Genomic DNA, 26992 nt, shown 5'->3' on the forward strand with positions numbered 1-26992 from the left:
AATAATTATTTAAAAACTGACAAAAGCATTTAATAAAAAATGAAATTTTAAGTAATATATTAATCACTATAAAATAAAAAGTAAAAAATGATATTTTAAAACATACATTAATTTTATTATTATTTGATAATATAAAACATAAGATTACAGCTATAAAAATTTTTTAATTTCATAATGTATTTATTTTTTAATAAGATATATTATAATACAAAGCATATATTTTTTAATTTAAATCAGTAATAAGGATTCTAGAACGTCTTTTATAATTGTAAATTTCTTTTTTTATTTTAGGTAAAAATTCAATACCTGCTGGTCTAAAACCACGTTCTTGAAACCAATGAATACTTCTAGTTGTTAAAACAAAAATTTTTTTTAATCCTATTTGACGAGCTTGTAATAGTATCTTTTGTAATAATATTTCACCACGAGATGAATTACGGTAGTCAGGATGAACAGCTAAACAAGCCATTTCACCTATTTTATCTTCAATAAAAGGATATAACGCTACACAAGCAATAGTTAAATTATCTCTAGTAATTATTGTAAATTTATCTATTTCTATTTCTAATTGCTCTCGGGATCTCCTAATTAAAATACCTTGCTGTTCTAAAGGATGAATTAATTCTAATATTCCACCAATATCATTAATTGTTGCTCTTTTTATCTGTTCAGATGATTCCATAACTATTTGTGTGCCTATACCATCACGTGAAAATAGTTCTTGTAGTAAAGCGCCATCTTCTTTATAACTAATTAAGTGACAACGATACACTCCATTTCTACATGCTGTAACGGATCCTTGTAGAAAACGTACAGTATCTGATAAATGATAATTTTTAGTTTTTTGCATAATATTTATATAATATTCTGCTTTTTTTGGAAGCAATTCAGAAATTATTTTTCCGGTGTTACTTATAACTCCTTGTTCAGAACAAAATCCAATCATTTTTTCTGCTTTCAGTTTAATAGCTAAGTATGTAGCAATTTCTTCGGAATTTAAATTGAAGCTTTCTCCAGTTACGGAAACTGCTACTGGTCCTAATAATACAATAGTGTGATTATCTAGCTGATAGTTAATTGCTTTTTCATCAATACGACGTATTTTACCACTATGACAATAATCCACCCCATCATCTATACCTAATGGTTGAGCAGTAATGAAATTACCACTAACAACATTAATATTAGCTCCTTGTAGTGGAGTATTGCTTAATGACATAGACAAAAGAGAAGTAATATCAAGTTGAAGACGACCTGCTGTTTGTTTTACTATTTCAAGTGTTTTTTTATTGGTAATACGATTATATTTATAATATGTTGATTTTATTTTATTAATTGACATACATTCATCTATTTGCGGACGTGCTCCGTATACTAGTACCAACCGAATTCCTAAGCTATGTATTAAACCTATATCATTAATAATATTATAAAAGTTATTGGTTGCAATAGCTTCACCACTTAGCATGATTACAAATATTTTTCCTCTATGAGCATTAATATATGGTACTATATGGCGGAAGCTGCGAATTAATTCATTGCTACTTTTTTTCACATATGACCTTTACTAAATTAATATATGTTTATGCATAAATATTATTGATTATTTTAAAGAAATAAAAAGAACTAATCTTATCAGATTAAGTGAAAAGGTGATTTGTAGTATTATTTTTATGCTAATTTTTGATATCATTCATTTAAAACTAGCATATTATAATCATGGAATAATATAGCTTATATACCATTTGATTATTCTATATAGATACATGCTAATAAATAATATAATAATTGTATTATCTGTGGTTGCGGGGGCTGGATTTGAACCAACGACCTTCGGGTTATGAGCCCGACGAGCTACCAAACTGCTCCACCCCGCTATATATAATATATGTTAAGTATACTTAATATTGAATTTTATTGCAAATTTTAATTTTTTAACAAAATTTTTGTTAAAATTAATTATAAATAAAATACTGTAACTATTATATAATTATAAAAATAACATTTCAATACAATTAAAACTATTTTTTGTATTAATTATATATCTGATAATATATTAAAATTAAATTTTTATAAATATACTTTTTATTGACGTACTAAACGTAAACAAACAGGAGAGAAAGGCACATTACTACGCCAAGGATTTATATCTATACCTCCTCGACGAGTATACCTTGCATATACTGTTAGTTTTTCAGGATGACAGAAACACAATATATCATTAAATATTCTTTCAACACAATGTTCATGAAATTCATTTTGATTACGAAATGAAATTAAATAACGAAGAAGTAATTCATAGTTAATACTTGATCCTGTATAACTAATCATAATTGAACCCCAATCTGGATGATTAGTAATAGGACAATTAGATTTAAATAAATGACTAATCAAAGTTTCCGTAACTATTTTATTGCTTGTTGAGTTTGATAAGTAATTTGGATTTACATAATAGTCGTCAATTTCTATGTCCTGTTCATCAATACAATAACCACTAAAATGATTTATGGATTGTACTTTAATTTCATTTAAACGAAATAATGATACGCAAACTTTACTTTCAGTACAAATGCTTAAATCACGTTCTAAAATTTCACGTATATCACTCCAGCTATTAAATTTGTTTTGATTAAAACTATGCATATATAATTTTAGACTTTTAGATTCTATTAAATTTTTGCTATTAGCATTAAATATTATTTTTCCTATACTTATCTGAGGTAATCCCTTATTATTTAACCAAGATAATTCATATAGGGTCCAAATATCATTTCCAAAAAACGGGATAGTTTTGGAACACCAGCCAATATTTTTGCGATGTAAACTACGTGGTATTGATTTTAAAATGTCACTGCCATAATTTTTTTTAATAATATTGTTTCTTAACAAGATATTATTTGATATATTTTTTTTATATATAGACATAATTATTTCCGACAATTACATGTATTAGTTGTATTTTTTTAATATTATGAAATTGAGCAATATAATGTTGCGTAAAATATATCATTCATATGGGTGGAATTTCATGAAAATACACATCATTACTGTATAATACAAAATAATATACATTGTAACTAATATAACTTAAATTATTAATTATATCTATTTTTTATATATACTGTTTTTATATAAAAATATTAAAATAATAATCAATTGTTAGTATAAAATATTTAATATATAATATTAATCCGTCTTGGTTATTACATTTTTAATTTAACATTTAGAATTCACTATGAAACAGAATTATATTTTTATAACCGGCGGAGTTATCTCGTCTTTAGGTAAAGGTATTACTACAGCTTCTCTTGCAGCTGTTTTAGAAGCTCGTAATTTTCATGTAACTATAATTAAATTAGATCCTTATATAAATGTAGATTCCGGTACTATGAATCCTAATCAACACGGTGAAGTCTTTGTCACTGAAGATGGAGCAGAAACTGATCTAGATTTAGGACATTATGAACGTTTTATTAATACAAAAATGTCAGGTAAAAATAATTTTACTACTGGTCAAATATATTCAGAAGTATTATATAAAGAACGCCAGGGTGATTACCTAGGATCTACTATTCAAGTTATTCCACATATAACAAATATTATTAAAGAAAAAATTATTTATGGAGGAAAAGGATATGATATTGTTTTAGTAGAAATCGGTGGAACAGTAGGCGATATAGAATCTTTGCCGTTTTTAGAAGCCATCCGTCAGATGTCAGTAGATATGGGTAGTGAACACATTATTTACATACATTTAACTTTAGTTCCTTATATATCTACAGCTAATGAGTTAAAAACTAAGCCTACACAACGATCTGTAAAAGAACTGCTTTCTATTGGAATACAGCCAAATGTTATAATATGTCGTTCTAGCCGTGCTATTCCTGAAAGTGAACGTAACAAAATTTCTTTGTTTTGTAATGTACCAAAACAAGCGATTATCTCTTTAGAAGATGTTGATTCTGTATATAAAATACCAGGAATGATAAAAAGTCAAGGTTTAGATAACTATATCTGTAATTTTTTTAAATTAACAGCACCCGCAGCAAATTTATCAAAATGGGATAGAGTAATCTATGAAGAATCTAACCCTATAGGTAAAGTGAATATTGGAGTAATAGGTAAATATGTTACTCTACCAGATGCTTATAAATCAGTGATTGAAGCTCTAAAACATGGTGGCTTAAAAAATCGCATTGCTATTAATATAAAATTAATTGATTCTCAAAAAGTTGAATTATATGGTGTAAAATTATTGCAAGAAGTAGATGGAATTTTAATACCTGGAGGTTTCGGTTCCCGTGGTATCGATGGTAAACTAATGGGCATAAAATATGCTAGAGAAAATAGAATTCCTTATTTAGGTATCTGTTTAGGTATGCAATTAGCGATATTAGAATTTGCTCGTAATGTTATAGGAATAGAAGAAGCTAATTCTACAGAATTTATGCCTAACTGTAAAAATCCTCTAATTTTTTTAGTAAAAGACAAAAATAAAAAAAATAATATAATTGGTATTAAACCAAATAAATTAATAGGTAATATGAGATTGGGAAGTATAAAATGTAAGTTAATAAATGATAGTAAAGTAAGACAAATATATAACACTGATAAAATTTTTGAAAGACATAGACATCGTTACGAAGTAAACAATTTAATTTGGGAAAATACCCAATATCTAGGTTTAAAAGTTACTGGACGTTCTAAAAATAATAAATCCATTGAAATTATAGAAATACCAGATCATCCTTGGTTTATAGCTTGTCAATTTCATCCGGAATTTCAATCTAATCCACGTTATGGTCATCCACTTTTTATTGATTTTATTAAGGCTGCATATAAATACCAAAACAGGTAGGAAATATTTTTATTTTTTAAAACTATGGAATTTCTATATAATATTAAGGAATAATAATGTCTAAAATTATAAAAACAATAGGTCGCGAAATTATAGATTCACGTGGATATCCAACTATAGAAGCAGAAGTTCATTTAGAAAATGGTTCAGTGGGTATAGCTTCTGTACCATCAGGTGCTTCTACAGGATCAAGGGAAGCAATAGAATTACGTGATGGAGATCCATGTAGATTTTCAGGAAAAGGTGTTATTAAAGCTACTAATGTAATTAATGATATTATAAGCCAGTCAATAAAAAATAAAGATGCTAGAGATCAAGAAAATATTGATAATATCATGATTACTTTAGACGGTACTGAAAATAAATCTAATCTTGGTGCAAATTCTATTTTAGCTGTTTCATTGGCTAATGCTAAAGCTGCTGCTGTTTCAAAAAATCTATTGCTCTATGAACATATCGCTGAATTACATGGTACACCTAAAACATATTCTATGCCTCTACCTATGATCAATATAATTAATGGAGGAAAACATTCAGATAATAATGTTGATATACAAGAATTCATGATTCAACCTATTGGTGCAAAAAATATTAAAGAAGCTATTCGTATGAGTGCAGAAATATTTCATAATTTATCTATAGTACTTAGAAATAATGAAATGAGTACAAATGTAGGAGATGAAGGAGGATATGCACCAAATTTAAAATCTAATACCGAAGCTTTAGACATTATAATTGAAGCTATAATAATGACTGGTTATGAATTAGGTACCGATATCACTTTAGCTATAGATTGTGCTGCCTCTGAATTTTATAGAAGAAATTTATACCATTTAAAAGGAGAAAATAAAACATTTACCTCAGAAAAATTTACTGATTTTTTAAGAGAACTAACTGAAAAATATCCAATTACTTCAATAGAAGATGGTTTAGATGAATCTGATTGGGATGGATTTGCTTATCAAACTAAAATTTTAGGAAAAACAATACAATTAGTTGGTGATGATTTATTTGTAACTAATACTAAAATTCTTAAAAAAGGCATAGATCAAGGAATTGCTAATTCCATATTAATAAAATACAATCAAATTGGTTCACTAACAGAAACCTTGGCGGCCATTAAAATGGCAAAAAATGCTAATTATAAAACAATAATATCTCATCGTTCTGGAGAAACAGAGGATACTACAATAGCTGATTTAGCAGTAGGTACTGCAGCAGGTCAAATTAAAACAGGATCATTAAGTCGTTCAGAACGTGTAGCTAAGTATAACCAATTACTTCGTATAGAAGACAATCTTAGTCATAAAATAACTTTTAATTATTTTAAGTAAATGTATTTAAGATGATTTATCCAATTAATGAAATATTTCATACTATACAGGGTGAAGGATTATATACTGGTATTCCGGCTATTTTTATTCGTTTTCAGGGATGTCCAGTAAATTGCAGTTGGTGCGACACTAAATATACCTGGAAAAAATTAAAAAGTAGAATTGGTTTATTAGAAGATATTTTATCTAAAAAAACAGAAAATAATATTTGGTGTTATTTAAGTTCTACATTTATAGTAAAGATAATTGAACGACAAAAATGGAATATAAATCATATAGTAATTACTGGTGGTGAACCGTCAATATATGATCTTCGTCCGTTGACTTTTGCCTTAGAAAAAGCCGGTTTTTTTTGTCAATTAGAAACAAGTGGTACTTATAAAATTTACTGTTCTGAGAAAACATGGGTAACTGTTTCACCAAAGATCAATGTAAATAAAGATTATCCGATATTATCACAACCTTTATTCAGATCAGATGAAATAAAATATTTAGTAGAAAATGAAAATGATATTAATTTATTAGATTCAATTTTACTACAAGTTAACGATAATAAAAAACGTATTATTTCCTTACAACCTGTTAGTTGTAGTCAAATTGCAACTGATATTTGTATAAAAAATTGCATATCTCATAATTGGCATTTATCTATTCAAACACATAAGTACTTAAGTATTAAATAATTTTAATTATAAATAATATATTGCCTACAAAAACTATAATTTCAATGTTTTTTATATGTTATTAACAATAATATTTCATATTATTTTCCTCTATATGTGCATCCACAGGTACATGTTTCTTGAATCGTTACTGCACTTAAAAAAGGCAAATTAGGTCTTAGTTGATTCCAAATCCATTGTGCTAAAATTTCACTAGTAGGATTTTCTAATCCCGGAATTTCATTAAGATAACTATGATCCAACCGATCATAAATTGGTTTAAATATTTCAGTTACTTCAGAAAAATCTATTAACCACCCAGTTTTTGGGTTTATTTCTCCGGTGATTTCTAATGTTACTAGAAATGAATGTCCATGCACCTTACTACATTTGTGGTTAGTTTTTACATAGGGCAAGAAATGTGCAGCTTCAAATTTAAATTTTTTGAATAATATCATCGGCATATATAGTATTTATATTCATTTTGTTTTTTAATTAAATTTTTAATAGATTATATATAAAAACTTCTATTTTTTGAAGCAAACATTAACAATAAATATTTTATTTTATTGTCTATTTAGTTATTTAATATATTTAAGGTTTATTTAATTATTAAATTATAATTTGCTAATTTTAACTTCAAAATATCAAATTTACAAATAAAATTACCAAATAGTGGCACTATTAATTAGATGAACAATTATGAAAGATTTTCTGATCTTAAAATTCCAATTAATTTGGAACAAGTAGATAAGTTGCATTCTATTATAAAAGATTTATCAGACGATCAATTATTATGGATTTCAGGATACCTTTATGGTGTAGCTGACAAAAATATATCTACAAAAAAAAATATATCTATAAAAAAAGAAATACCTAAAATAACAATTTTATCTGCATCACAAACAGGTAATGCTAGACGTTTAGCTCAGTGGTTTAATGAAAAACTTAAACTAGCTAAATTATCTACTAACTTAATTAATGCTAGCAACTATAAATTTAAAAAAATACATCAAGAGAAAATACTACTAATAATAATATCTACTCAAGGGGAAGGTGAACCTCCAGAAGAATCTATATCTCTGTATAAATATTTAATGTCAAAAAGAGCTCTGAAAATGAATAACACTTCATTTGCAGTATTTGGTTTAGGAGATTCATCATATGAATTTTTTAGCAAAGCTGGGAAAGATTTCGATAATAGACTATCTGAATTAGGCGCAAAAAGATTAATAAATAGAGTTGATGCTGATATTGACTATGAAGATCAAATGCAAATTTGGTGTGACTCAATAATAAAAAAACTTAATAGTCATATAACTAACAAATCATCACTGGAACAACTTACAAAAAACGATAATAAAGGTTTTATAAATCATTACAATAAACAAAATCCGTTTAATGCTAATTGTTTGATAAATCAAAAGATAACTGGTAGAAATTCAGAGAAAGATATACGTCATATTGAAATTGATATAAGTAATTCTGATATATTGTATTATCCAGGTGATGCAATTGGAGTATGGTATAAAAATAATAATAATCTAATTAGTGAAATATTACATTTAGTCGGTTTACAAGGTAATGAACCAATTAAAATTAAAAATGATATTGTATTAATTAAAGATGCTTTAAAACATAATTTCGAACTAACAAAAAACAGCAATAGTATAGTAAAAAAATATGCTGCACTATCAAAAAATGAAAATTTACTTTCCATATCACATGATAAGAGTAAATTAAAGGAATATGCAAATTTTTATCCTATCGTTGATATGATTCGTTTGAATCCAATTAATTTATTGCCAGAACAATTAATTAGTTTATTGCGTCCTTTAACACCTAGATTATATTCTATATCTTCATCACAAGATGAAGTTGAAGATGAAATACATATTACAGTTAGTATAGTTAATTTTAGTATTGAAAATTATTGTAGAGGTGGAGGAGCATCCACTTGGTTAGCTAATTGTATAGAAGGAGATCAAATAAGTTTATTTATAGAGAAAAATGATATTTTTCGTTTACCGACAGATAAAACAATGCCAATAATTATGATTTGTACTGGTACTGGTATTGCTCCTTTTAGATCATTTATGCAACAGCGTGAATATGATAATGCTTCTGGTAAAAATTGGCTATTTTTTGGTAATCATTGTTTTACAGAAGATTTTTTATATCAACTTGAATTGCAAGAATATGTAAAAAAAGGTGTTATTAATAAGATAAGTTTAGCATGGTCACGTGACCAATCTGAAAAAATTTATGTACAAGATAAAATTCGTAATAATGGAAAGGATATATGGAATTGGATTAATGAAGGAGCATATATTTATGTTTGCGGAGATGCTAACGGTATGGCAAAAGATGTTGAAAAAGCTCTAATAGAAGTTTTTTCTAAACAAGGTCATATGGAAGTTGAAAAAGCTGAATATTTCCTAAACGAGTTACGTGTTAAACAACGGTATAAAAGAGATGTTTACTAATGAATGAAAAATATCAAACCAATGTTTTAGTTGTCAAAGGACAATTAGAAGATGCAGAACGTGTAAAAGAACAAAGTAACTACTTGCGTGGTACTATTATTCAAGATCTTGAAAATGAAATTACCGGTGGTTTTACTGGAGATAATTTTTTACTGATTCGTTTTCATGGTATGTATCAGCAAGATAATAGAGATATTAGAATTGAACGCATGCGACAAAAATTAGAACCATTATATTCTGTAATGTTACGCTGTAGATTACCAGGAGGTGTTATTACAACAGAACAATGGCTGAATATTGATAATTTTGCTAGTAATAAAACCACTTACGGTAGTATTCGTTTAACAAATCGTCAAACATTTCAATTTCATGGTATTCTTAAGAAGAATATCAAATCCACTCACAAAATGTTACATAAAATAGGTCTAGATTCATTGGCTACTGCTAATGATGTTAATCGTAATGTACTATGTACTTCTAACCCTCTTGAATCAACGCTACATCAAAAAGTTTATAACTTAGCAAAAAGACTTTCTGATCATTTTTTACCGCGTACAAAAGCATATGAAGAAATTTGGTTAGATAAAAATATAAATATAAATACAGATATAGAACCTATATTGGGTAAAACTTATCTACCACGCAAATTTAAAACTACAATTGTGATTCCTCCTCATAATGATGTTGATTTACATGCAAATGATCTTAATTTTATATCTATTGTAAAAAATGGAGAATTAATCGGTTTTAATTTATTAATAGGAGGAGGTTTGTCTATAGAACATTGCAATAAAAAAACTTATCCTCGTACAGCTACTGATTTTGGTTTCTTCTCAATTGAAAAAATACTAGATGTTGCTACTGCGGTAATTACTATACAACGAGATTGGGGTAATCGTACCAATCGTAAAAATGCTAAAACCAAGTATACATTAGAACGTGTAGGTATTGAAATTTTTAAAAAAGAAATAGAATTAAGATCCGGTATTAAATTACAACCCAGTATTCCTTATCAATTAAATACTAGAGGTGATCGTATTGGATGGATTAAAGGTATAGATAAAAAATGGCATTTAACATTATTTATTGAAAATGGACGTATAATAGATTATCCGAAATATCATTTAAAGAAAGGAATAGCTGAAATAGCAAAATTTCATCGAGGATATTTTCGTATCACAGCTAATCAAAATTTAATTATATCTGGAGTTGAAGAAAATAAAAAAACAAATATTGAATCCATTGCACTTAAATATGGTTTAATAAATAACATATCAGCACAAAGAAAAAATTCTATGGCTTGTGTTTCTTTCCCTACTTGTCCGTTGGCTATGGCAGAAGCTGAACGTTTTTTGCCAAACTTCATCACAAAAATAGAAAAGATAATGCAATCTAATGGTATAGGAGAAAAATACATAATATTAAGAGTTACAGGTTGTCCTAATGGTTGTGGTAGAGCTATGTTAGCTGAAATTGGTTTAATAGGTAAAGGTATTGGACGTTATAACTTACATATAGGAGGTAACAGAATAGGCACAAGAATTGCTCGAATGTATCGTGAAAATATCAATGAAATTGAGATTATTTCTCACATTTCCGAATTGATAAAACATTGGTCAAAAGAAAGTTATAATGATGAAGATTTTGGTGATTTTGTAATAAGAGCTGGAATAATAAAACCAGTTTTAGATCCAGCTAGAGATTTTTGGGAATAAAAGATATGATTGCATTAAATTTTTCAGATTTTTCAATTTTTGAAACAATATCAAAATCAGAACAAGAAAAAATATTACTTGAAATAAATGTTCAGTTGGAATCTTATTCAGCAGAAGATAGAATTTCTTGGGCTTTAGAAAATTTACCTAGTGCTCATACTTTATCTTCTAGTTTTGGCATTCAAGCTTCTGTTTGTTTACATTTAGTGACAAGTTTAAAGCCCGATATTCCAGTAATTTTAATAGATACTGGATATTTGTTTCCAGAAACTTATAGATTTATTGATGAATTAGTTAATCAATTTAGTCTAAATTTATGTGTTTTTCGCCCTAAAATTTCTCCTGCATGGCAAGAAGCACGCTATGGAAAATTATGGCAACAAGGCATAAAAGGAATCAATAAATATAACCAAATAAATAAAATAGATCCTATCAACTTTGCTTTTCAATCTCTAAATATAAAGAGTTGGTTTGCTGGTTTACGTCGTACTCAAGCTATCAGTAGGTCTAATTTATCGGTATTAACAATGCAACGTAATATTTTTAAGATATTACCTATTATAGATTGGGATAATCATAAAATTTATAAATATTTGAAAAAACATAACTTAAAATACCATCCTTTATGGGATAAAGGCTACTTATCTTTAGGAGATATTCATACTACTAGCATTTGGAAACCAGGCATGAAAGAAGAAGATACTCGTTTTTTTGGTATAAAACGTGAATGTGGAATTCATGAAAATTAATTGTTTATAATAAGGATTATAATTTTAATTTTATTTTATTTCTTAATCTAAATAATTTAATTGATTTTATATTTATAATTATAAAAAGTAATTTATATATTTTTAATATAGTATTTTAAGATAGCTTTCAATCAAATATTTATTCTATTCAGTAACTACTCATAATAATTCATCATTTAATTGTAATAAATACCCAGAGGTATAATTCAAGTTAAAAAATAATATGTCATTATGGTTAATGTTAAAGTGAATTATTTACCCATATTTGTTAATTTGCATAGCCGTCCAGTTCTAGTTATTGGTGGAGGCATTATAGCTAAAAGAAAAATTGATCAACTACATCGTGCCGGTGCTTACATTAAAATTGTTGCAAGTAACATCTGTAATGAAATAAAGGAACTTATGGAAATATATCATATTGAATGGATATCTACCAAATTTGATCCTATACAGATAGATAGTGTATTTTTAGTAATAGCAGCAACAAATGATACTGTTCTTAATAAGAATATATATTTAGAAGCAAATATCAGATATAAATTAGTTAATGTAGTAGATGATAAACTAAATTGTAATTTTATATTTCCTTCTATTATAAACCGCTTCCCTATAATATTAGCCATATCTTCTAGTGCAACATCCCCTATATTAGTTAGAGTATTAAAAGAAAAATTAGAAGCATTATTACCAAAAAATATAAATGAAATTGCTATAATAGCTGGCAAATGGCGTAATAAAGTTAAAAAAAAATTTTTTTCTTTATCCGACAGACGTCGTTTTTGGGAAAGAATATTTAATGGACCTTTAGTTAATCAAATATTAAAAAGCAATTCAAAAGAAGTAAAACTAATTTTAAATCATTCATTAAATAATCAATCAAACTATACAGGTGAAATTTTTTTAGTAGGTGCCGGACCTGGAGATAGTGGTTTGTTGACTCTACGAGCTTTACAAGTAATGCAGTTAGCAGATGTAGTATTATATGATAATTTAGTCAGTAAAGAAGTATTAGAGCTAGTACGTAAAGATGCTGATTTTATTTTTGTTGGTAAAAAAATTGGATCTCATTTATTTTCACAAAAAGAAATTAATGCAATTTTAGTCAAATTAGCATTACAGGGAAAATACGTAGTACGACTAAAAGGTGGAGATCCATTTATTTTTGGAAGAGGAGGTGAAGAAATTCTAGCCGCAAAAGAAGCTGGTATTCCATTTCAAGTTGTTCCTGGAATAACAGCAGCAACAGGTGCTACTACATATGCTGGTATTCCACTAACTCATCGTAATTATTCTCAAAGCGTTACTTTTATTACAGGTCATTATCATTTAGAAAATAATCTTAATAATTGTGTTGCTCTTATACTTAAAGGTCAAACATTAGTTATTTATATGGGAATCATAACAGCAACCAAGATTAGTAATCTATTAATTTATAAAGGTTGCACTAAATCTACTCCAGTAGCAGTTATTAGTAAAGGAACACTACAAGATCAAAAAGTATTAATTGGAACATTAGAGCAATTAGGATCTTTAGCAGCCTCAGTATCTACTCCTGCAATAATAGTAATAGGAGATATCGTTAATCTTCATAATAAACTTTCATGGTTTAATGACAAAGTTAAATATAAACCTCCTAAATCTTCTTGTATTATTAACTTATCATGAGGCAATAATATGACATCTGAGAAATTAAATCACATATATCAATTAGAAGCAGAAAGTATATATATAATTCGAGAAGTTATATCAGAATTTACAAATCCAGTAATGATGTATTCTATCGGCAAAGATTCTTCAGTAATGTTACATTTAGCACAAAAAGCATTTTATCCTGCTCCAATTCCATTTCCTTTATTACATATAGATACAGGTTGGAAATTTAGTGAAATGTATGATTTTCGTGATCGTATAGTTCAATCAATAGGAGCAGAATTATTAATTCATCGAAATTTAAAAGGGATTAATATGGGTATTAATCCTTTTATACATGGTAGTACAAAATATACTGACATAATGAAAACAGATGCTTTAAAACAAGCTCTAAACAAATATAGATTTGATGCAGCATTTGGTGGAGCACGTCGTGATGAAGAAAGATCTAGAGCAAAAGAGAGAATTTACTCTTTTAGAGATAGGTTTCATCGATGGGATCCTAAAAATCAAAGACCTGAAATGTGGAACAACTATAACGGACAAATTAATAAAGGTGAAAGTATTCGTGTATTTCCCTTATCAAACTGGACTGAACTAGATATATGGCAATATATTCTTTTAGAAAAAATTAAAATTGTACCACTTTATTTAGCAGCGAAACGTCCTGTTCTAAAAAGAGGTAATATGATTATTGTGATTAATGATAATAGAATAAATCTAGAAGAACATGAATTAATAGAAAAGCGTATGGTACGTTTTCGTACTCTAGGATGCTGGCCTTTAACTGGTGCTGTTGAATCCACTGCACAAACACTAGAAGAAATTATAGAAGAAATGATATTATCTAGAACTAGCGAACGTAAAGACCGATTAATTGATGTAGATCAATCAAATTCCATGGAACATAAAAAAAGACAAGGATATTTTTAAGGAATTAAGTAGATGAATGATGTAGTAGAAGATATTAAGAATAATATTAAGAAAAATGGTATTAAAAATTGGTTATTTGCACAAAAAGATAAAGATCTACTACGTTTTCTGACTTGTGGTAATGTAGATGATGGTAAAAGTACTTTAATTGGTCGTCTGTTGCATGATTGTTGTTATATACATGAAGATCAGCTATCGTTGTTGTATAATGATAGTAAGCGTTATAGTATTCAAGGTGAAAAACTTAATTTAGCACTGCTTGTTGATGGATTACAGGCTGAACGGGAGCAAGGAATTACAATTGATGTAGCATATAGATATTTTTCTACTGCAAAAAGAAATTTTATAATTGCTGATACTCCTGGACACGATCAATATACTAGAAATATGGTAACTGGTGCTTCTACTTGTCAATTAGCTATAATATTAATAGATGCCCGCAAAGGAATAGTTGCTCAAACTCGTAGACATAGTTTTATATCTACTTTATTAAATATTAAGCAATTAATAGTAGCTGTTAATAAAATGGATTTAATTAATTATGATTTTGATATATTTAATAAAATTAAAAAAGATTATATTGATTTTTCAATAAAATTACCTAAAGATTTAAAAGTTGATTTTGTTCCAATATCTGCTCTTAGGGGTGATAATGTAGTGTCTAGAAGTACAATAATGACTTGGTATAATGGTAATACTTTATTAGATATATTAGAAAATACTGATTTACATAAAGTAATCAATGATCAACCTATGCGTTTTCCAGTACAATATATAAACCGTTTTAATACAGATTTTCGTGGTTATTGTGGGACTGTAGCTTCAGGTAACATAACTATGGGACAAAGTATAAAAGTTCTTCCATCTGGTTTAGAGTCTAGCATAGCACGTATTGTCACTTTTGATGGTGATTTAAACAGAGCAACTGTTGGTCAAGCGATTACTTTAATTTTAAAAGATGAAATTGATATCAGCAGAGGAGATTTAATTTTAGATGTCGACGATAATATAAAACCAGTAAATAGCGCATTTGTTACAATTGTTTGGATGTCAGAAAAACCTATGAAAGTAAATCAAAGTTATTATATTAAAATAGCTAGTAAAATAGTTGTTATTAATGTAGAAAAAATAATACATCAAATTAATATGAATTCTATGGAAAAATATAAAGTCAATAATTTAATATTGAATAGTATTGGATTAGTAAAGATAAATTTTGAAGAACCTGTCATCATAGATACCTTTAAGGAAAATAAAGTAACTGGTGGATTAATTTTTATTGATCGCATTAGTAATTCTACTATGGGTGCAGGCATGATATATGAAAAAAAAATTGATGTTAAAAATTATAATGACAAGTATAGTAATTTTGAATTAGAATTAAATTCACTAATTCGCAATTATTTTCCACATTGGAACGTCCGAGATTTATTGAAGAAATAAAAATTATGCAACATAAAAATATAAGTTGGTACCGCCATACTGTTACACGTAGATTAAGAGAAGATAAAAATAGACATAAAGCTACAGTTTTATGGTTTACTGGTCTCTCTGGTTCTGGTAAGTCCACTATTGCAGATTTTTTAGAACAAAAACTATATGATATGAATATTAAAACTTATTTGTTAGATGGAGATAATTTGCGTTGTGGATTATGTAGTGATTTAGGTTTTAGTAATTTAGATCGCAAAGAAAATATACGTCGAATAGGTCATATAGCAAAATTAATGGTAGATGCTGGTTTATTAGTAATTACTGCTTTTATTTCTCCTTATCGAAAAGACAGGGAAATGATACGAAATTTATTTAATAAAGATCAGTTTATTGAAGTATTTATTAATACTCCATTAAGTACTTGTGAAGCAAGAGATCCTAAAGGCTTATATGAACAAGTTCGTTCTGGAAAATTGTGTGATTTTACAGGCATTGACAATAAATATGAAATTCCAGAAAAACCAGATATCCAGTTAAATGGTGAAGAATCAATTAATAAATTAGTCAATAATTTGTTAGATTTACTAAAAATAAGAGGTATTATTTAATTAACTTTTGAAAATTTTTTATTAAAGTAAAAAACATCTTTATAACTATATTGATAATGGTAATTTTATATAGTAGATAAAGAATCATTTATTTTTAACCATGGATAAATTGTTTATCAAACAAAATATAGTTGCTATAGTACCAGCTGCTGGTATTGGTAAACGGATGCAAATATCAATACCAAAACAATATATAATTATTGGTAAAAAAACTATTATTGAACACTGTATTTCTGTTTTACTTTCTAAGTATTATATTAATCAAGTTATTGTCGTTTTAAGTGATAATGATAAGTATTTTTATAAACTTCCTATAGCACATAATAGTAGAATAATATGTGTTTCAGGAGGAAAAACTAGAGCTCAATCCGTTTTATCTGGTCTACAAGCTGTAAGTGATTCCAATTGGGTAATAATACACGATGCATCAAGACCATGTTTGCATGGAGAAGATTTAGATCGGTTAATAAAAATACGTTATAAAAGTAATATAGGGGGAATATTAGCTGTTCCTGTAATTGATACTATAAAACTTAGTAATGATAATAATGATATTATTAAAAAAACAATAGAACGTGCAAATTTATGGCGTGCTATGACACCACAATTTTTTTATTACCCATTAATTACCTCCTGTCTGAAACTAGCTATGAAAAAAGGAATAAATATTACAGACGAAGCTTCAGCTTTAGAATATTGCGGTTATTATCCTCTATTAATACAGGGACGTAATGATAATATAAAAATAACTTATCCTGAAGATTTATTAATTGCAGAATTTTACCTTAATAAAAATTGTTATGGTATCGAATAATGATACGTATCGGACATGGTTTTGATGTTCATGCTTTTAGCAAAAGTAATATTGATAATCCTCTTGTGCTTGGAGGAGTAATCATACCTTTTGAATATGGTTTAATAGCACACTCCGATGGAGATGTTGTTATACATGCTCTCATTGATGCTTTTTTAGGAGCTACATCAATGGGTGATATAGGAACTTTATTTCCAGATACAAATCCTAGTTTTAAAAAAATTGATAGTTTTTATTTACTAGATAAGGTATGGCAAGATATAGTTTTCAAGGGATATTATATAGGAAATATAGATTTAACGATTATAGCACAAGCTCCAAAACTTATTTCATATTTTAAACAAATGCGCTTTAATATTTCTAAAAATATTAATTGTCACATGAATAAGATTAATATAAAAGCTACTACAACAGAAAAATTAGGGTTTATTGGTCGTGAAGAAGGAATTGCATGTGAAGCCGTAGTATTGATATTAAAAAATTGCTAATTTTAAACAAAATATTATTAATTATTTATTTTTTATAAATCATTCATATAGATAAATAATCTAAAGTATAAAATTATTTACAATAATTATCATCTTCTATAAATATTTATTCCCCTGTTCTTATTTTGATAATTTATGTTATTAAGTTATATAATTAATATAATTTTTAGTCTAAATTTATATAAATAGCACTAGAAATTCAAATATAATAAAATTATTTTTAACTGTAATAAAACTTAACAGTTATAATATATTTATCTTTAATACTTGTATTAAAGATAAATATATTATAAAATTAACTAGGCTAATTTTAAATTACATAACAGGATATTATGTAAGTTTTATCTATTTGATATTTTAACTTTAGTAATATAAAAAATTGCTTTTTCGTAAGGGAATTAATTTTAAGATTATAAATTTTGATTAGCTAAAATTAAAAATATTTTAAATTAAATAGTTAATATTAATAATTAATGACTTGAAGTCATGTTTTTTAAATAAAAAATCAAATCATTATTTAATGAATAACAATTGATTTTTGATATAAAATCAATAATATTATTATATAATGATATATCACTAAATTGTTAATTATTATTTTATATATCTATAAATAAGATATGTTTTTGGTTCAAAAACAATACGAAAAATCAAACTATAAAGGATATTTCTAAATATGAATAATTTATAGAAATTAGTTTTATAACATTATATTTTGAAATTCGTTATTTATAAGGAAGAATCCGTAAACGTTGTGTTATAAATTACAGCGCAATCTGGCAGAAACTATTTTGCTTTGAGATCACGGGTAGGACCGAGTATGAATCATGATATACTAAAATCTAAAATGCATGAAAATGTAGATTTTGAAGAATATAAAAATGAAATTTTTGATAGTAATGATTTTATCGAAACAGAATTAGGAGATGATGACATTATAGAAGAAGAAATACTTCCAGGAGCTACTCAAAGAATTTTAGATGCTACGCAATTGTATCTAGGTGAGATAGGGTATTCTCCTTTATTAACTGCAGAAGAAGAAGTTTTTTTTGCTCGACGTGCTTTACAAGGTGACATTTTCTCTCGTAAACGCATGATAGAAAGTAATTTACGATTAGTAGTAAAAATAGCTCGTCGTTATAGTAACAGAGGTATGGCACTATTAGATTTAATTGAAGAAGGTAATCTTGGTTTAATTAGGGCTGTAGAAAAATTTGATCCAGAGCGGGGTTTTCGTTTTTCTACTTATTCTACTTGGTGGATACGTCAAACTATAGAAAGAGCTATTATGAACCAAACTCGTACTATTCGCTTACCTATCCATATTATGAAAGAATTAAACGTTTACTTACGTACTGCTCGTGAACTTTCTCATAAACTAGATCACGAACCTAGTGCAGAAGAAATAGCAGAAAAATTAGACAAATCGGTTGACGATGTTAATCGTATGTTAAAATTAAATGAACATATTACTTCAGTTGATATGCCATTAGGTATGGATTCTGAAAAAGCCTTATTAGATATATTAGCAGATGAGAAAGATAATGGTCCTGAAAATGCTACTCAAGATGATGATATGAAACAAAGTATAATTAAATGGTTATTTGAGTTAAGCATAAAACAAAGAGAAGTGTTATCACGCAGATTTGGTTTATTAGGATATGATGCTGCAACTTTAGAAGATGTTGGTCGTGAAATTGGATTAACAAGAGAGCGGGTACGTCAAATTCAAGTTGAAGGATTACGACGATTGCGTGAAATTTTACAATCTCATGGTTTAAATATTGAAGCGTTATTTTGCAAATAGGATAATTATAAAATTCTAAAGTGTATTTTTAGCTTTTTATCGATTTTAAAATATATATTAAATTAATAGCTTCATTTGGTGTTATATTATCTGGATCTATTTTTTTAATGATATTCTGTATAACAGATGTAGTTTTTTTTTCTACCGGTATTAACAAAGAATCATTGGTAATAGCTGAAGTTGAGTTAGAGCGAAAATTACTGTTTTCTATCTCTAACTCATTTAATTTTTCTTTTGCTAAGTTGATAACTTGTTTAGGAATTCCAGCTAGTAAAGCTACAGAAAAACCATAACTTTTGTTCATACTTCCATTTTTAACAGTATGCATAAATGCTATTTTATCTTCATGTTCTATTGCATCGAAATATACGTTTGTTATACCTATAAATTTTTCTTTAATAAAAGTTAACTCAAAATAATGTGTTGCAAATAATGTAATAGCTTTAATTTTATTATTAATATATTCTGCGCAAGACCATGCTAAAGCAAGACCATCGTATGTTGAAGTTCCTCTGCCAATTTCATCCATGATAACTAAACTATTACTAGTGGAGTTATGCAAGATATTTGCTGCTTCAGTCATTTCAACCATAAAAGTTGAACGGCCAGATGCTAAATCATCAGATGCACCAATTCTTGTAAAAATACGATCAAAATTTCCTATTAATGCTTCTTTTGCTGGCACAAAACTTCCTATATATGCCATTAAAACTATTAATGCTGTTTGACGCATATATGTACTTTTACCACCCATATTTGGTCCGGTAATAATTAGCATTCTATTTTTCTTGGATAAAGATATTGAATTTGGAATAAAAGGTTCTATTAATACTTTTTCTACTACCGGGTGACGTCCATCTACAATATTTATCTTGGGTTCTTTTTGTAATACAGGTCTACAATAATTAAGGTTATGAGCACGTTCTGCTAGGTTACTTAACACATCTAATTTAGCTAATGCTTGTGAACTAAGTTGAAGTGATTCAGTGTACGGCATAATATAATCAAATATTGATTCATATAAAAATTTTTCTAATGATAAGGATTTTTCTTTAGAAATTATTATTTTATTTTCATATTCTTTTAATTCAGGAATAATATAACGATTCACATTCTTTAATGTTTGACGAAGTATATAATGATTAGGAATTTTATTGACTTGACTTTTGCTTACTTGGACGTAATATCCATATATCTTAGTAAAACCTATTTTTAATGTATCTAATGATAAATTTTTACGCTCTTTCATTTCAATTTTTTTCAAATAATTTTCCGCACCCTTTGCTAAATTACGCCATTTGTCAAGTTCTTCATTGTAACCTAAAGCAATAACTCCCCCTTCTCTAATAAGCATAGGTGGAAATTCAACTATCGCTTGTTCAAGTAAATTACGCAGTTCTTTGAATTCTCCTATTTGTCTAAATATTTTTCTTAATTTTTTTGCCTTAAATTGTGCTGTAACTTGATTTAGTTCAGGAAATTGTTGCAAAGCACAACGTAATCTAACAAAATCACGTGGTCTAGCAGAACGAAGTGCTATACGTGCTAATATGCGTTCCAAATCTCCTATTTTTTGTAAAATAGGTTGTATTTCTTCATAGCAGTCTTTTAATTCTAAAATAGATTCCTGACGTTGATTTATAATATCAATATCACGAATCGGTGTCTGCAACCATCTTTTTAACATTCTATTTCCCATAGATGTTACTGTTAAATTTAATATTTCATCTAATGTATTTTTAGTACCACCTTCTAAATTTTTTATTATTTCTAAATTACGACATGTATTTTGATCAATTATGACATTATCTTGTGGATGTTGTATAATTACCGATTTAATATGAGGGATTATATCAGTACATTGAGTGTTTTTTACGTATTGTAATAAACAACCAGCTGCTCTTAAAGCTAAAAAATTATTCTCTATACCGAATCCTTTTAGTTCTTTAGTTCCAAACTGTAAATTTAATTGTTGATATGCCGTATCAATTTCAAATTCCCATAAAGGTCTACTTCTTAATCCTCTATAATTTTTAATTAATGAAAAATTATGAAAGTCTTCAGGATACAATAATTCTGAAGGATTAGTATTGTATAATTCGATAGACATAAGTTCAGCATTATTTAAGTTTTTTAGAAGAAAACGACCAGAAGCCATATCTAGAGTAGCATAACCATAACTACATTTATTTTGAATAATAGCTGCTATTATATTATCATATTTTTCCTGTAGCATAGCTTCATCACTAATAGTACCAGGAGTAATAATACGAACAACTTTTCGATTCACTAATCCTTTATTTTGTGATAAAGATAAATGTTCTATTTGTTCACATAGTGCTACAGATTCTCCTAACTGTACTAGTTTAGTTAAGTAACTATCAATGTTATGATGAGGAACACCTGCCATTGGAATGGGTTTTCCAGCAGATTGACCTCTTTTAGTTAAAGATATTTCCAATAATTTAGATGCTTTTTTAGCATCATCATAAAATAGTTCATAAAAATCTCCCATACGATAAAATAATAACATATCAGGATATTCAGATTTAATTTTTAAATATTGTTTCATCATAGGTGTATGTGAATCATTATTCATGATATCTCTCTTATAATTAAAAAATTTTCTTTAATCATTATTAATTTATTACAACACAATATTATGTTTATTATTCATAAGTGGAACAATAAATAATTTATTAAAAATAAAATCATTAAATTTATAATATTTATATAAAAATATAAAATAAAAATTATAGACCTTTTATATTATTACAATATTTTATATAATCATGATTATATATTTAAAATAAAAATACAGAAAAAGTTATGTTTTATTCTAAAATACAACTAATTAGCAAACAAGTAGGTAATGCATTAAAAATACAGAAAGCAACTATTTCCTGCGCTGAATCTTGTACAGGCGGTTGGATATCTAAAATTCTTACTGATAATGCTGGTAGTTCTAATTGGTTTGACTGTGGATTCATAACGTATAGTAATAAAGCTAAAGAAAAATTACTTGGTATAAATAAAAAATTATTAACAAAATTTGGTTCAGTAAGTGAAAATACTGTACGTGCAATGGCTTTAGCTGCAAAATATAAATCAGGTTCTTCTTATTCTATTGCAGTTAGTGGAATAGCTGGACCTAGTGGCGGGAATATTGAAAAACCAATTGGTACAGTATGGTTTGGTTTTGTTACGATAGATAATAAAGTATTTATCATGCATAAACAATTTAATGGTAATCGTGATATAATAAGATATCAATCAGTATATTTTGCCTTACAAATCTTTTATGAAAAAATTTTAATAAATTAAATAAATTAGTAATTGTTTGTCAATTAAAAATGGGAGTTTAAATGGCAATTGATGAAAACAAAAAGCAAGCATTAGAAGTTGCAATATCTCAGATTGAAAAACAATTTGGCAAAGGTTCTATAATGCGTTTGGGGGAAGATAGATCAATGGATGTAGAAACTATATCAACAGGTTCTTTATCTTTAGATATTGCTTTAGGTGCAGGAGGACTTCCTTTAGGTCGTATAGTCGAAATATATGGTCCTGAATCATCAGGCAAAACAACTTTAACTCTTCAGGTCATAGCTGCTGCTCAACTTAAAGGAAAAACTTGTGCTTTCATTGATGCTGAACATGCTCTTGATCCAACATATGCCAAAAAACTTGGTGTTGACATTGATAATTTACTATGTTCACAACCAGATACTGGTGAACAAGCTTTAGAGATTTGTGATGCTTTAGCAAGATCAGGAGCTATTGATGTTATAATTGTTGATTCTGTAGCTGCTTTAACTCCTAAAGCTGAAATTGAAGGAGAAATTGGTGCTTCACATATGGGTCTTGCAGCACGTATGATGAGTCAAGCTATGCGTAAACTAGCAGGTAATCTTAAACAATCAAATACTTTGTTGATATTTATTAATCAGATTCGTATGAAAATAGGTGTTATGTTCGGTAATCCTGAAACTACTACTGGAGGTAATGCATTAAAGTTCTATGCTTCCATTCGGCTTGATATACGTCGTATTGGTGCAATAAAAGAAGGAGATAATGTTATTGGAAGTGAAACTCGTGTTAAAGTAGTAAAAAATAAAATAGCCGTTCCATTTAAACAAGCAGATTTTCAAATCATGTATGGAGAAGGTATTAATATTTTTGGAGAACTAATAGAATTAGGTGTAAAACATGGCATAATTGATAAATCAGGATCTTGGTATAGTTATAAAGAAAATAAAATTGGTCAAGGTAAATTCAATGCTAGTTCTTTTCTAAAAAAAAATACGATAATAGCAAATGAAATTGATATAAAACTAAGAGAAATGTTGTTATGTACTAACAAAGTAACCAATAATGCTTCAATTAACAAGGAAGTGTTATCTACATAAATTATTTAAGAGATATAATATATTTAATTAATAAAATTATTTAAATATACTTACTTAATCTATAGTTAATTATCTATTTTTTCTGTAGTTAACGATAATAATTAACATTATTTTTGATAAAAAACAAATTGGGATACAGATATTAATATGATAAAAAGTACTAATGAGATTCGTCAAATGTTTATTGATTTTTTTTATAGTAAAGGACATACAATTGTACCTAGTAGCTCATTAGTGCCAGATAATGATCCAACTTTATTATTTACTAATGCAGGAATGAATCAATTTAAAAATATTTTCTTATGCAGAGAAGCTAGTAAATATTTGCGGGTTGTAACATCTCAGCGTTGTATTCGTGCAGGAGGCAAACATAACGATTTAGAAAATGTAGGATATACTGAAAGACATCATACTTTTTTTGAAATGTTAGGAAATTTTAGTTTCGGGGATTATTTTAAAAGAGAAGCTATTTCATTTGCTTGGGAATTGTTGACACATATAAACTGGTTTAATATACCTAAAAATCGTTTATTAGTGACTGTTTATGAATTAGATAAAGAAACTTATGACATATGGACCAATGAAATAGGTATTCCTAAAAATCGTATCATTATGGTAGGAGATCAAAATAATCTTCCATTTGTATCAGATAATTTTTGGCAAATGGGAGATACTGGCCCTTGTGGTCCATGTACTGAAATTATATATGATTATGGAGATATTAAAGTAGATTGTTTAAGTAAAGATTTAAAATTAAACAATAACAATTACCTTGAACTATGGAACATAGTTTTTTTACAATTTGATCGGCAATCTAATGGAAAAATGATACCTTTATTAAAACCTTCTATTGATACAGGCATGGGTCTTGAAAGAATTGTTTCTGTAATGCAACATGTTAAATCTAACTATGAAATTGATTTTTTTAAAAATCTTATTTTAAAAATAGCCAAACTTACTTGTACTAAAGATATTAACAATATTTCTCTCAGGGTTATTGCAGATCATATACGTTGTTGTGCATTTTTAATTGCAGACGGTGTATTTCCTTCAAATGAAAATCGTGGTTACGTACTTCGTCGTATTATTCGTCGTGCAATTTGTTATGGAAATAAACTTGGAGTCAAAAAAGTTTTCTTATATTTGTTAATTAAGCCTTTAATTGAAGTTTTGGGAGAATCAGCTAAAAATTTAAGTAATCATCAAGCTAAGATAGAAAGAATATTAAAATTTGAGGAAGAACAGTTTGATAAGATATTAAAACGAGGTATATCACTATTGGATAGTGAACTATTAAATTTAAAAGAAAACGATATTTTAAGTGGAGAAATAGCATTTCGTCTTCATGATACTTTCGGATTTCCTATTGATTTAATCAAAGACATATGTAAAGAACGTAATTTTAAATTAGATATTACAGGTTTTGAAAAAGCAATGAAATTGCAACAAATACGTGCTCGTAAATTCAGTAAATTTGAATGTAGTTATGATAACAAAATACTGTTTAATATTCAATCTCATTTTAATGGATATGATCAACTTGATTTATCATCTACTATAAAAGCAATTTACATTGCAGATAAGCCTATAGAAAAAATTACTACTTCTAGTAATAGTAATAATGAAGATGTGGTTATTATTCTAGACAAAACTCCTTTTTATGCTGAAGCTGGTGGTCAGATTGGAGATATAGGAAATTTAAAAAAACCTAATTCTGAATTTATTGTAAAAAATACTATAAAATTTGGTAATGCTATTTGTCATATAGGTAATTTAATATCTGGTGATTTTTCAGTAGGTGATATTTGTAATGCTACAGTTGATTCTATACATCGCAAACTTATTTCTATTAATCATTCAGCAACACATTTGCTTCATGCTGCATTATGTAAAGTTTTAGGTAATCATGTAGTTCAAAAGGGATCATTAATAAGTGATAAATATTTTCGCTTTGATTTTTTACATTATAATCCTTTGAAATTGCAAGAAATAGATAAAATTGAAGAAATTGTAAACGAGCATATTTTTAGTAACACAAATATTGAAACTAAAATAATTAGTATTGATAATGCAAAATTACAAAAAGCAAAAATGTTATTTAAAGAAAAATATAGTAATTATGTACGTATTGTAAAAATAGGCAATATCTCAAAAGAACTGTGCGGTGGTACTCACGTATTAAACACATCAGAGATAGGATTATTTTGTATAAAATCTGAATATGGAATTTCTTCAGGAGTTCGTAGAATAGAAGTGAACACTGGGAAAAATGCCTTTATTCAAATGAATAATAATAAAAAACAATTAAATATTTTATCTAGTTTAATGAAAACTAATAATAGTAATTTAAACGAAAAATTTTATAATTTAATAAATCATGTAAATATTATTGAAAGAGAATTACAAAATCTAAGAAAAAATCAAGTTAATTACGAAACTGATCTACTAATGGATAGAGTTATTGAAATAAAAAACACTAAAATTTTAGTAAGTAAAGTAGATAATTTTACCTCTTTAATGTTAAATAATATAATAATAAAATTAAAAAATAAATTAAGCTCATCAGTTTTAGTATTAGCTACAATAATAGAAGGTAAAATTTTACTAATAGCAAGTGTTACGAAAGATTTAACCAATAAAATTCAAGCTAATGATCTAATAAAATATTTAGCAAAACAAATTGGCGGTGATGGAGGCGGAAAAATAGATCTAGCACGAGGTAGTGGTAAAGAAATAAAATTATTAGAAAAAACATTGCTAAGTGTTAAACCATGGATATCTGATAAATTATAATAACGGAAATGTATATAAAATAATGCTAGAAAATTATTCTAGCTTTCTTTTTTATATTAAGATTAATGTTTAATACAGTTAAACTTAAAATAGTATACTTCAAATACATTAATATACAATATATTGTATATGTACATGTTTACTTACATACATTTATCATTCTTGAGTTAACATTCGATATTAAACAATAATTAGTTATAAATGCAATAGATACTCCATATAAGCTCGACTATTTTATTTTAAGGAGCAAAT

General features: G+C 27.1%; 20 protein-coding genes and 1 tRNA gene. 16 read left to right on the plus strand and 5 right to left on the minus strand.

Annotated features, from left to right (window positions below; genetic code table 11):
* Positions 1-223 precede the first annotated feature (223 nt).
* The 3 genes from argA to queF form a co-directional block, all read right to left on the minus strand.
* Complete coding sequence (gene argA, locus FD726_RS02275; protein ID WP_159989978.1) at positions 224-1555, minus strand: amino-acid N-acetyltransferase; 1332 nt, start codon at positions 1553-1555, stop codon at positions 224-226.
* Positions 1556-1800: 245 nt separating this feature from the next.
* Positions 1801-1877 (minus strand) — tRNA-Met (locus FD726_RS02280).
* A gap of 208 nt (positions 1878-2085) precedes the next feature.
* Positions 2086-2925, minus strand: a complete 840-nt coding sequence (queF, locus tag FD726_RS02285; protein WP_159989979.1) for an NADPH-dependent 7-cyano-7-deazaguanine reductase QueF — start codon at positions 2923-2925, stop codon at positions 2086-2088.
* A 310-nt stretch (positions 2926-3235) separates the two neighbouring features.
* On the opposite strand from queF, the gene FD726_RS02290 reads away from it, so the two are divergent.
* Genes FD726_RS02290 through queE form a run of 3 tightly spaced genes read left to right on the plus strand, consistent with a single transcriptional unit; the run spans position 3236 to position 6875 of the window.
* Positions 3236-4858 (plus strand): CTP synthase, encoded by a 1623-nt coding sequence (locus FD726_RS02290; protein ID WP_159989980.1) that lies wholly within the window; start codon positions 3236-3238, stop codon positions 4856-4858.
* Between the two features lie 56 nt (positions 4859-4914).
* Positions 4915-6192: a phosphopyruvate hydratase gene (eno, locus tag FD726_RS02295; protein ID WP_159989981.1), complete on the plus strand. Its 1278-nt coding sequence runs from the start codon at positions 4915-4917 to the stop codon at positions 6190-6192.
* A gap of 11 nt (positions 6193-6203) precedes the next feature.
* Complete coding sequence (gene queE, locus FD726_RS02300) at positions 6204-6875, plus strand: 7-carboxy-7-deazaguanine synthase QueE (protein ID WP_159989982.1); 672 nt, start codon at positions 6204-6206, stop codon at positions 6873-6875.
* 80 nt (positions 6876-6955) lie between these two features.
* Here the strand turns inward: queE and queD are convergent, their stop codons facing one another.
* Positions 6956-7318 carry a 6-carboxytetrahydropterin synthase QueD gene (queD, locus tag FD726_RS02305; protein WP_159989983.1) on the minus strand — a complete coding sequence of 121 codons (363 nt, stop codon included), beginning with the start codon at positions 7316-7318 and terminating at the stop codon, positions 6956-6958.
* A 228-nt stretch (positions 7319-7546) separates the two neighbouring features.
* Between queD and cysJ the strand changes: the two genes are divergently transcribed.
* The 10 genes from cysJ to rpoS all read left to right on the plus strand — a co-directional run bounded on the left by cysJ (position 7547) and on the right by rpoS (position 19538).
* Positions 7547-9340, plus strand: coding sequence for an NADPH-dependent assimilatory sulfite reductase flavoprotein subunit (gene cysJ, locus FD726_RS02310; protein WP_159989984.1), 1794 nt, complete (start codon positions 7547-7549; stop codon positions 9338-9340).
* Positions 9340-11055 carry an assimilatory sulfite reductase (NADPH) hemoprotein subunit gene (gene cysI, locus FD726_RS02315; protein WP_159989985.1) on the plus strand — a complete coding sequence of 572 codons (1716 nt, stop codon included), beginning with the start codon at positions 9340-9342 and terminating at the stop codon, positions 11053-11055. Before cysJ ends, cysI begins: the two co-directional genes overlap by 1 nt.
* A 5-nt stretch (positions 11056-11060) precedes the next feature.
* Positions 11061-11804, plus strand: coding sequence for a phosphoadenosine phosphosulfate reductase (cysH, locus tag FD726_RS02320; protein ID WP_159989986.1), 744 nt, complete (start codon positions 11061-11063; stop codon positions 11802-11804).
* 246 nt (positions 11805-12050) lie between these two features.
* Positions 12051-13469, plus strand: a complete 1419-nt coding sequence (gene cysG, locus FD726_RS02325) for a siroheme synthase CysG (protein ID WP_159989987.1) — start codon at positions 12051-12053, stop codon at positions 13467-13469.
* Positions 13470-13478: 9 nt separating this feature from the next.
* Positions 13479-14387 carry a sulfate adenylyltransferase subunit CysD gene (gene cysD, locus FD726_RS02330; RefSeq protein WP_159989988.1) on the plus strand — a complete coding sequence of 303 codons (909 nt, stop codon included), beginning with the start codon at positions 13479-13481 and terminating at the stop codon, positions 14385-14387.
* A 12-nt stretch (positions 14388-14399) separates the two neighbouring features.
* Entirely contained in the window at positions 14400-15830 is a 1431-nt protein-coding gene (gene cysN, locus FD726_RS02335) for a sulfate adenylyltransferase subunit CysN (RefSeq protein ID WP_159989989.1), read from the plus strand.
* A 2-nt stretch (positions 15831-15832) separates the two neighbouring features.
* On the plus strand, positions 15833-16429 hold the full coding sequence (gene cysC / locus FD726_RS02340; protein WP_159990010.1) for an adenylyl-sulfate kinase: 597 nt from the start codon (positions 15833-15835) through the stop codon (positions 16427-16429).
* Between the two features lie 100 nt (positions 16430-16529).
* Positions 16530-17243: a 2-C-methyl-D-erythritol 4-phosphate cytidylyltransferase gene (gene ispD, locus FD726_RS02345; RefSeq protein WP_159989990.1), complete on the plus strand. Its 714-nt coding sequence runs from the start codon at positions 16530-16532 to the stop codon at positions 17241-17243.
* Positions 17244-17245: 2 nt separating this feature from the next.
* Complete coding sequence (gene ispF / locus FD726_RS02350; protein ID WP_159990011.1) at positions 17246-17731, plus strand: 2-C-methyl-D-erythritol 2,4-cyclodiphosphate synthase; 486 nt, start codon at positions 17246-17248, stop codon at positions 17729-17731.
* An 820-nt stretch (positions 17732-18551) separates the two neighbouring features.
* Positions 18552-19538, plus strand: a complete 987-nt coding sequence (rpoS, locus tag FD726_RS02355; RefSeq protein ID WP_159989991.1) for an RNA polymerase sigma factor RpoS — start codon at positions 18552-18554, stop codon at positions 19536-19538.
* 28 nt (positions 19539-19566) lie between these two features.
* Here the strand turns inward: rpoS and mutS are convergent, their stop codons facing one another.
* Entirely contained in the window at positions 19567-22137 is a 2571-nt protein-coding gene (mutS, locus tag FD726_RS02360; RefSeq protein ID WP_159989992.1) for a DNA mismatch repair protein MutS, read from the minus strand.
* A 230-nt stretch (positions 22138-22367) separates the two neighbouring features.
* On the opposite strand from mutS, the gene pncC reads away from it, so the two are divergent.
* From pncC to alaS, 3 genes are all read left to right on the plus strand, one after another.
* Positions 22368-22862, plus strand: coding sequence for a nicotinamide-nucleotide amidase (gene pncC / locus FD726_RS02365; RefSeq protein ID WP_159989993.1), 495 nt, complete (start codon positions 22368-22370; stop codon positions 22860-22862).
* A 41-nt stretch (positions 22863-22903) separates the two neighbouring features.
* On the plus strand, positions 22904-23947 hold the full coding sequence (recA, locus tag FD726_RS02370; RefSeq protein ID WP_159989994.1) for a recombinase RecA: 1044 nt from the start codon (positions 22904-22906) through the stop codon (positions 23945-23947).
* Positions 23948-24094: 147 nt separating this feature from the next.
* Positions 24095-26740, plus strand: coding sequence for an alanine--tRNA ligase (gene alaS, locus FD726_RS02375; protein WP_159989995.1), 2646 nt, complete (start codon positions 24095-24097; stop codon positions 26738-26740).
* The last annotated feature ends 252 nt before the right edge of the window (positions 26741-26992 follow it).

Source organism: Pantoea sp. SoEX (genome assembly GCF_009829945.1).
In the GTDB taxonomy this organism is placed as follows: domain Bacteria; phylum Pseudomonadota; class Gammaproteobacteria; order Enterobacterales; family Enterobacteriaceae; genus Pantoea_C.

Bases quoted from the DNA above. Each gene is read 5' to 3' on its own strand.
- pncC (WP_159989993.1), top strand. From the start codon at position 22,368: ATGTTTTATTCTAAAATACAACTAATTAGCAAACAAGTAGGTAATGCA.
- recA (WP_159989994.1), top strand. From the start codon at position 22,904: ATGGCAATTGATGAAAACAAAAAGCAAGCATTAGAAGTTGCAATATCT.
- rpoS (WP_159989991.1), top strand. From the start codon at position 18,552: ATGAATCATGATATACTAAAATCTAAAATGCATGAAAATGTAGATTTT.
- queE (WP_159989982.1), top strand. From the start codon at position 6,204: ATGATTTATCCAATTAATGAAATATTTCATACTATACAGGGTGAAGGA.
- eno (WP_159989981.1), top strand. From the start codon at position 4,915: ATGTCTAAAATTATAAAAACAATAGGTCGCGAAATTATAGATTCACGT.
- FD726_RS02290 (WP_159989980.1), top strand. From the start codon at position 3,236: ATGAAACAGAATTATATTTTTATAACCGGCGGAGTTATCTCGTCTTTA.
- cysN (WP_159989989.1), top strand. From the start codon at position 14,400: ATGAATGATGTAGTAGAAGATATTAAGAATAATATTAAGAAAAATGGT.
- cysJ (WP_159989984.1), top strand. From the start codon at position 7,547: ATGAACAATTATGAAAGATTTTCTGATCTTAAAATTCCAATTAATTTG.
- alaS (WP_159989995.1), top strand. From the start codon at position 24,095: ATGATAAAAAGTACTAATGAGATTCGTCAAATGTTTATTGATTTTTTT.
- cysH (WP_159989986.1), top strand. From the start codon at position 11,061: ATGATTGCATTAAATTTTTCAGATTTTTCAATTTTTGAAACAATATCA.
- mutS (WP_159989992.1), bottom strand. From the start codon at position 22,137: ATGAATAATGATTCACATACACCTATGATGAAACAATATTTAAAAATT.
- cysD (WP_159989988.1), top strand. From the start codon at position 13,479: ATGACATCTGAGAAATTAAATCACATATATCAATTAGAAGCAGAAAGT.
- queD (WP_159989983.1), bottom strand. From the start codon at position 7,318: ATGCCGATGATATTATTCAAAAAATTTAAATTTGAAGCTGCACATTTC.
- cysI (WP_159989985.1), top strand. From the start codon at position 9,340: ATGAATGAAAAATATCAAACCAATGTTTTAGTTGTCAAAGGACAATTA.
- queF (WP_159989979.1), bottom strand. From the start codon at position 2,925: ATGTCTATATATAAAAAAAATATATCAAATAATATCTTGTTAAGAAAC.
- ispD (WP_159989990.1), top strand. From the start codon at position 16,530: ATGGATAAATTGTTTATCAAACAAAATATAGTTGCTATAGTACCAGCT.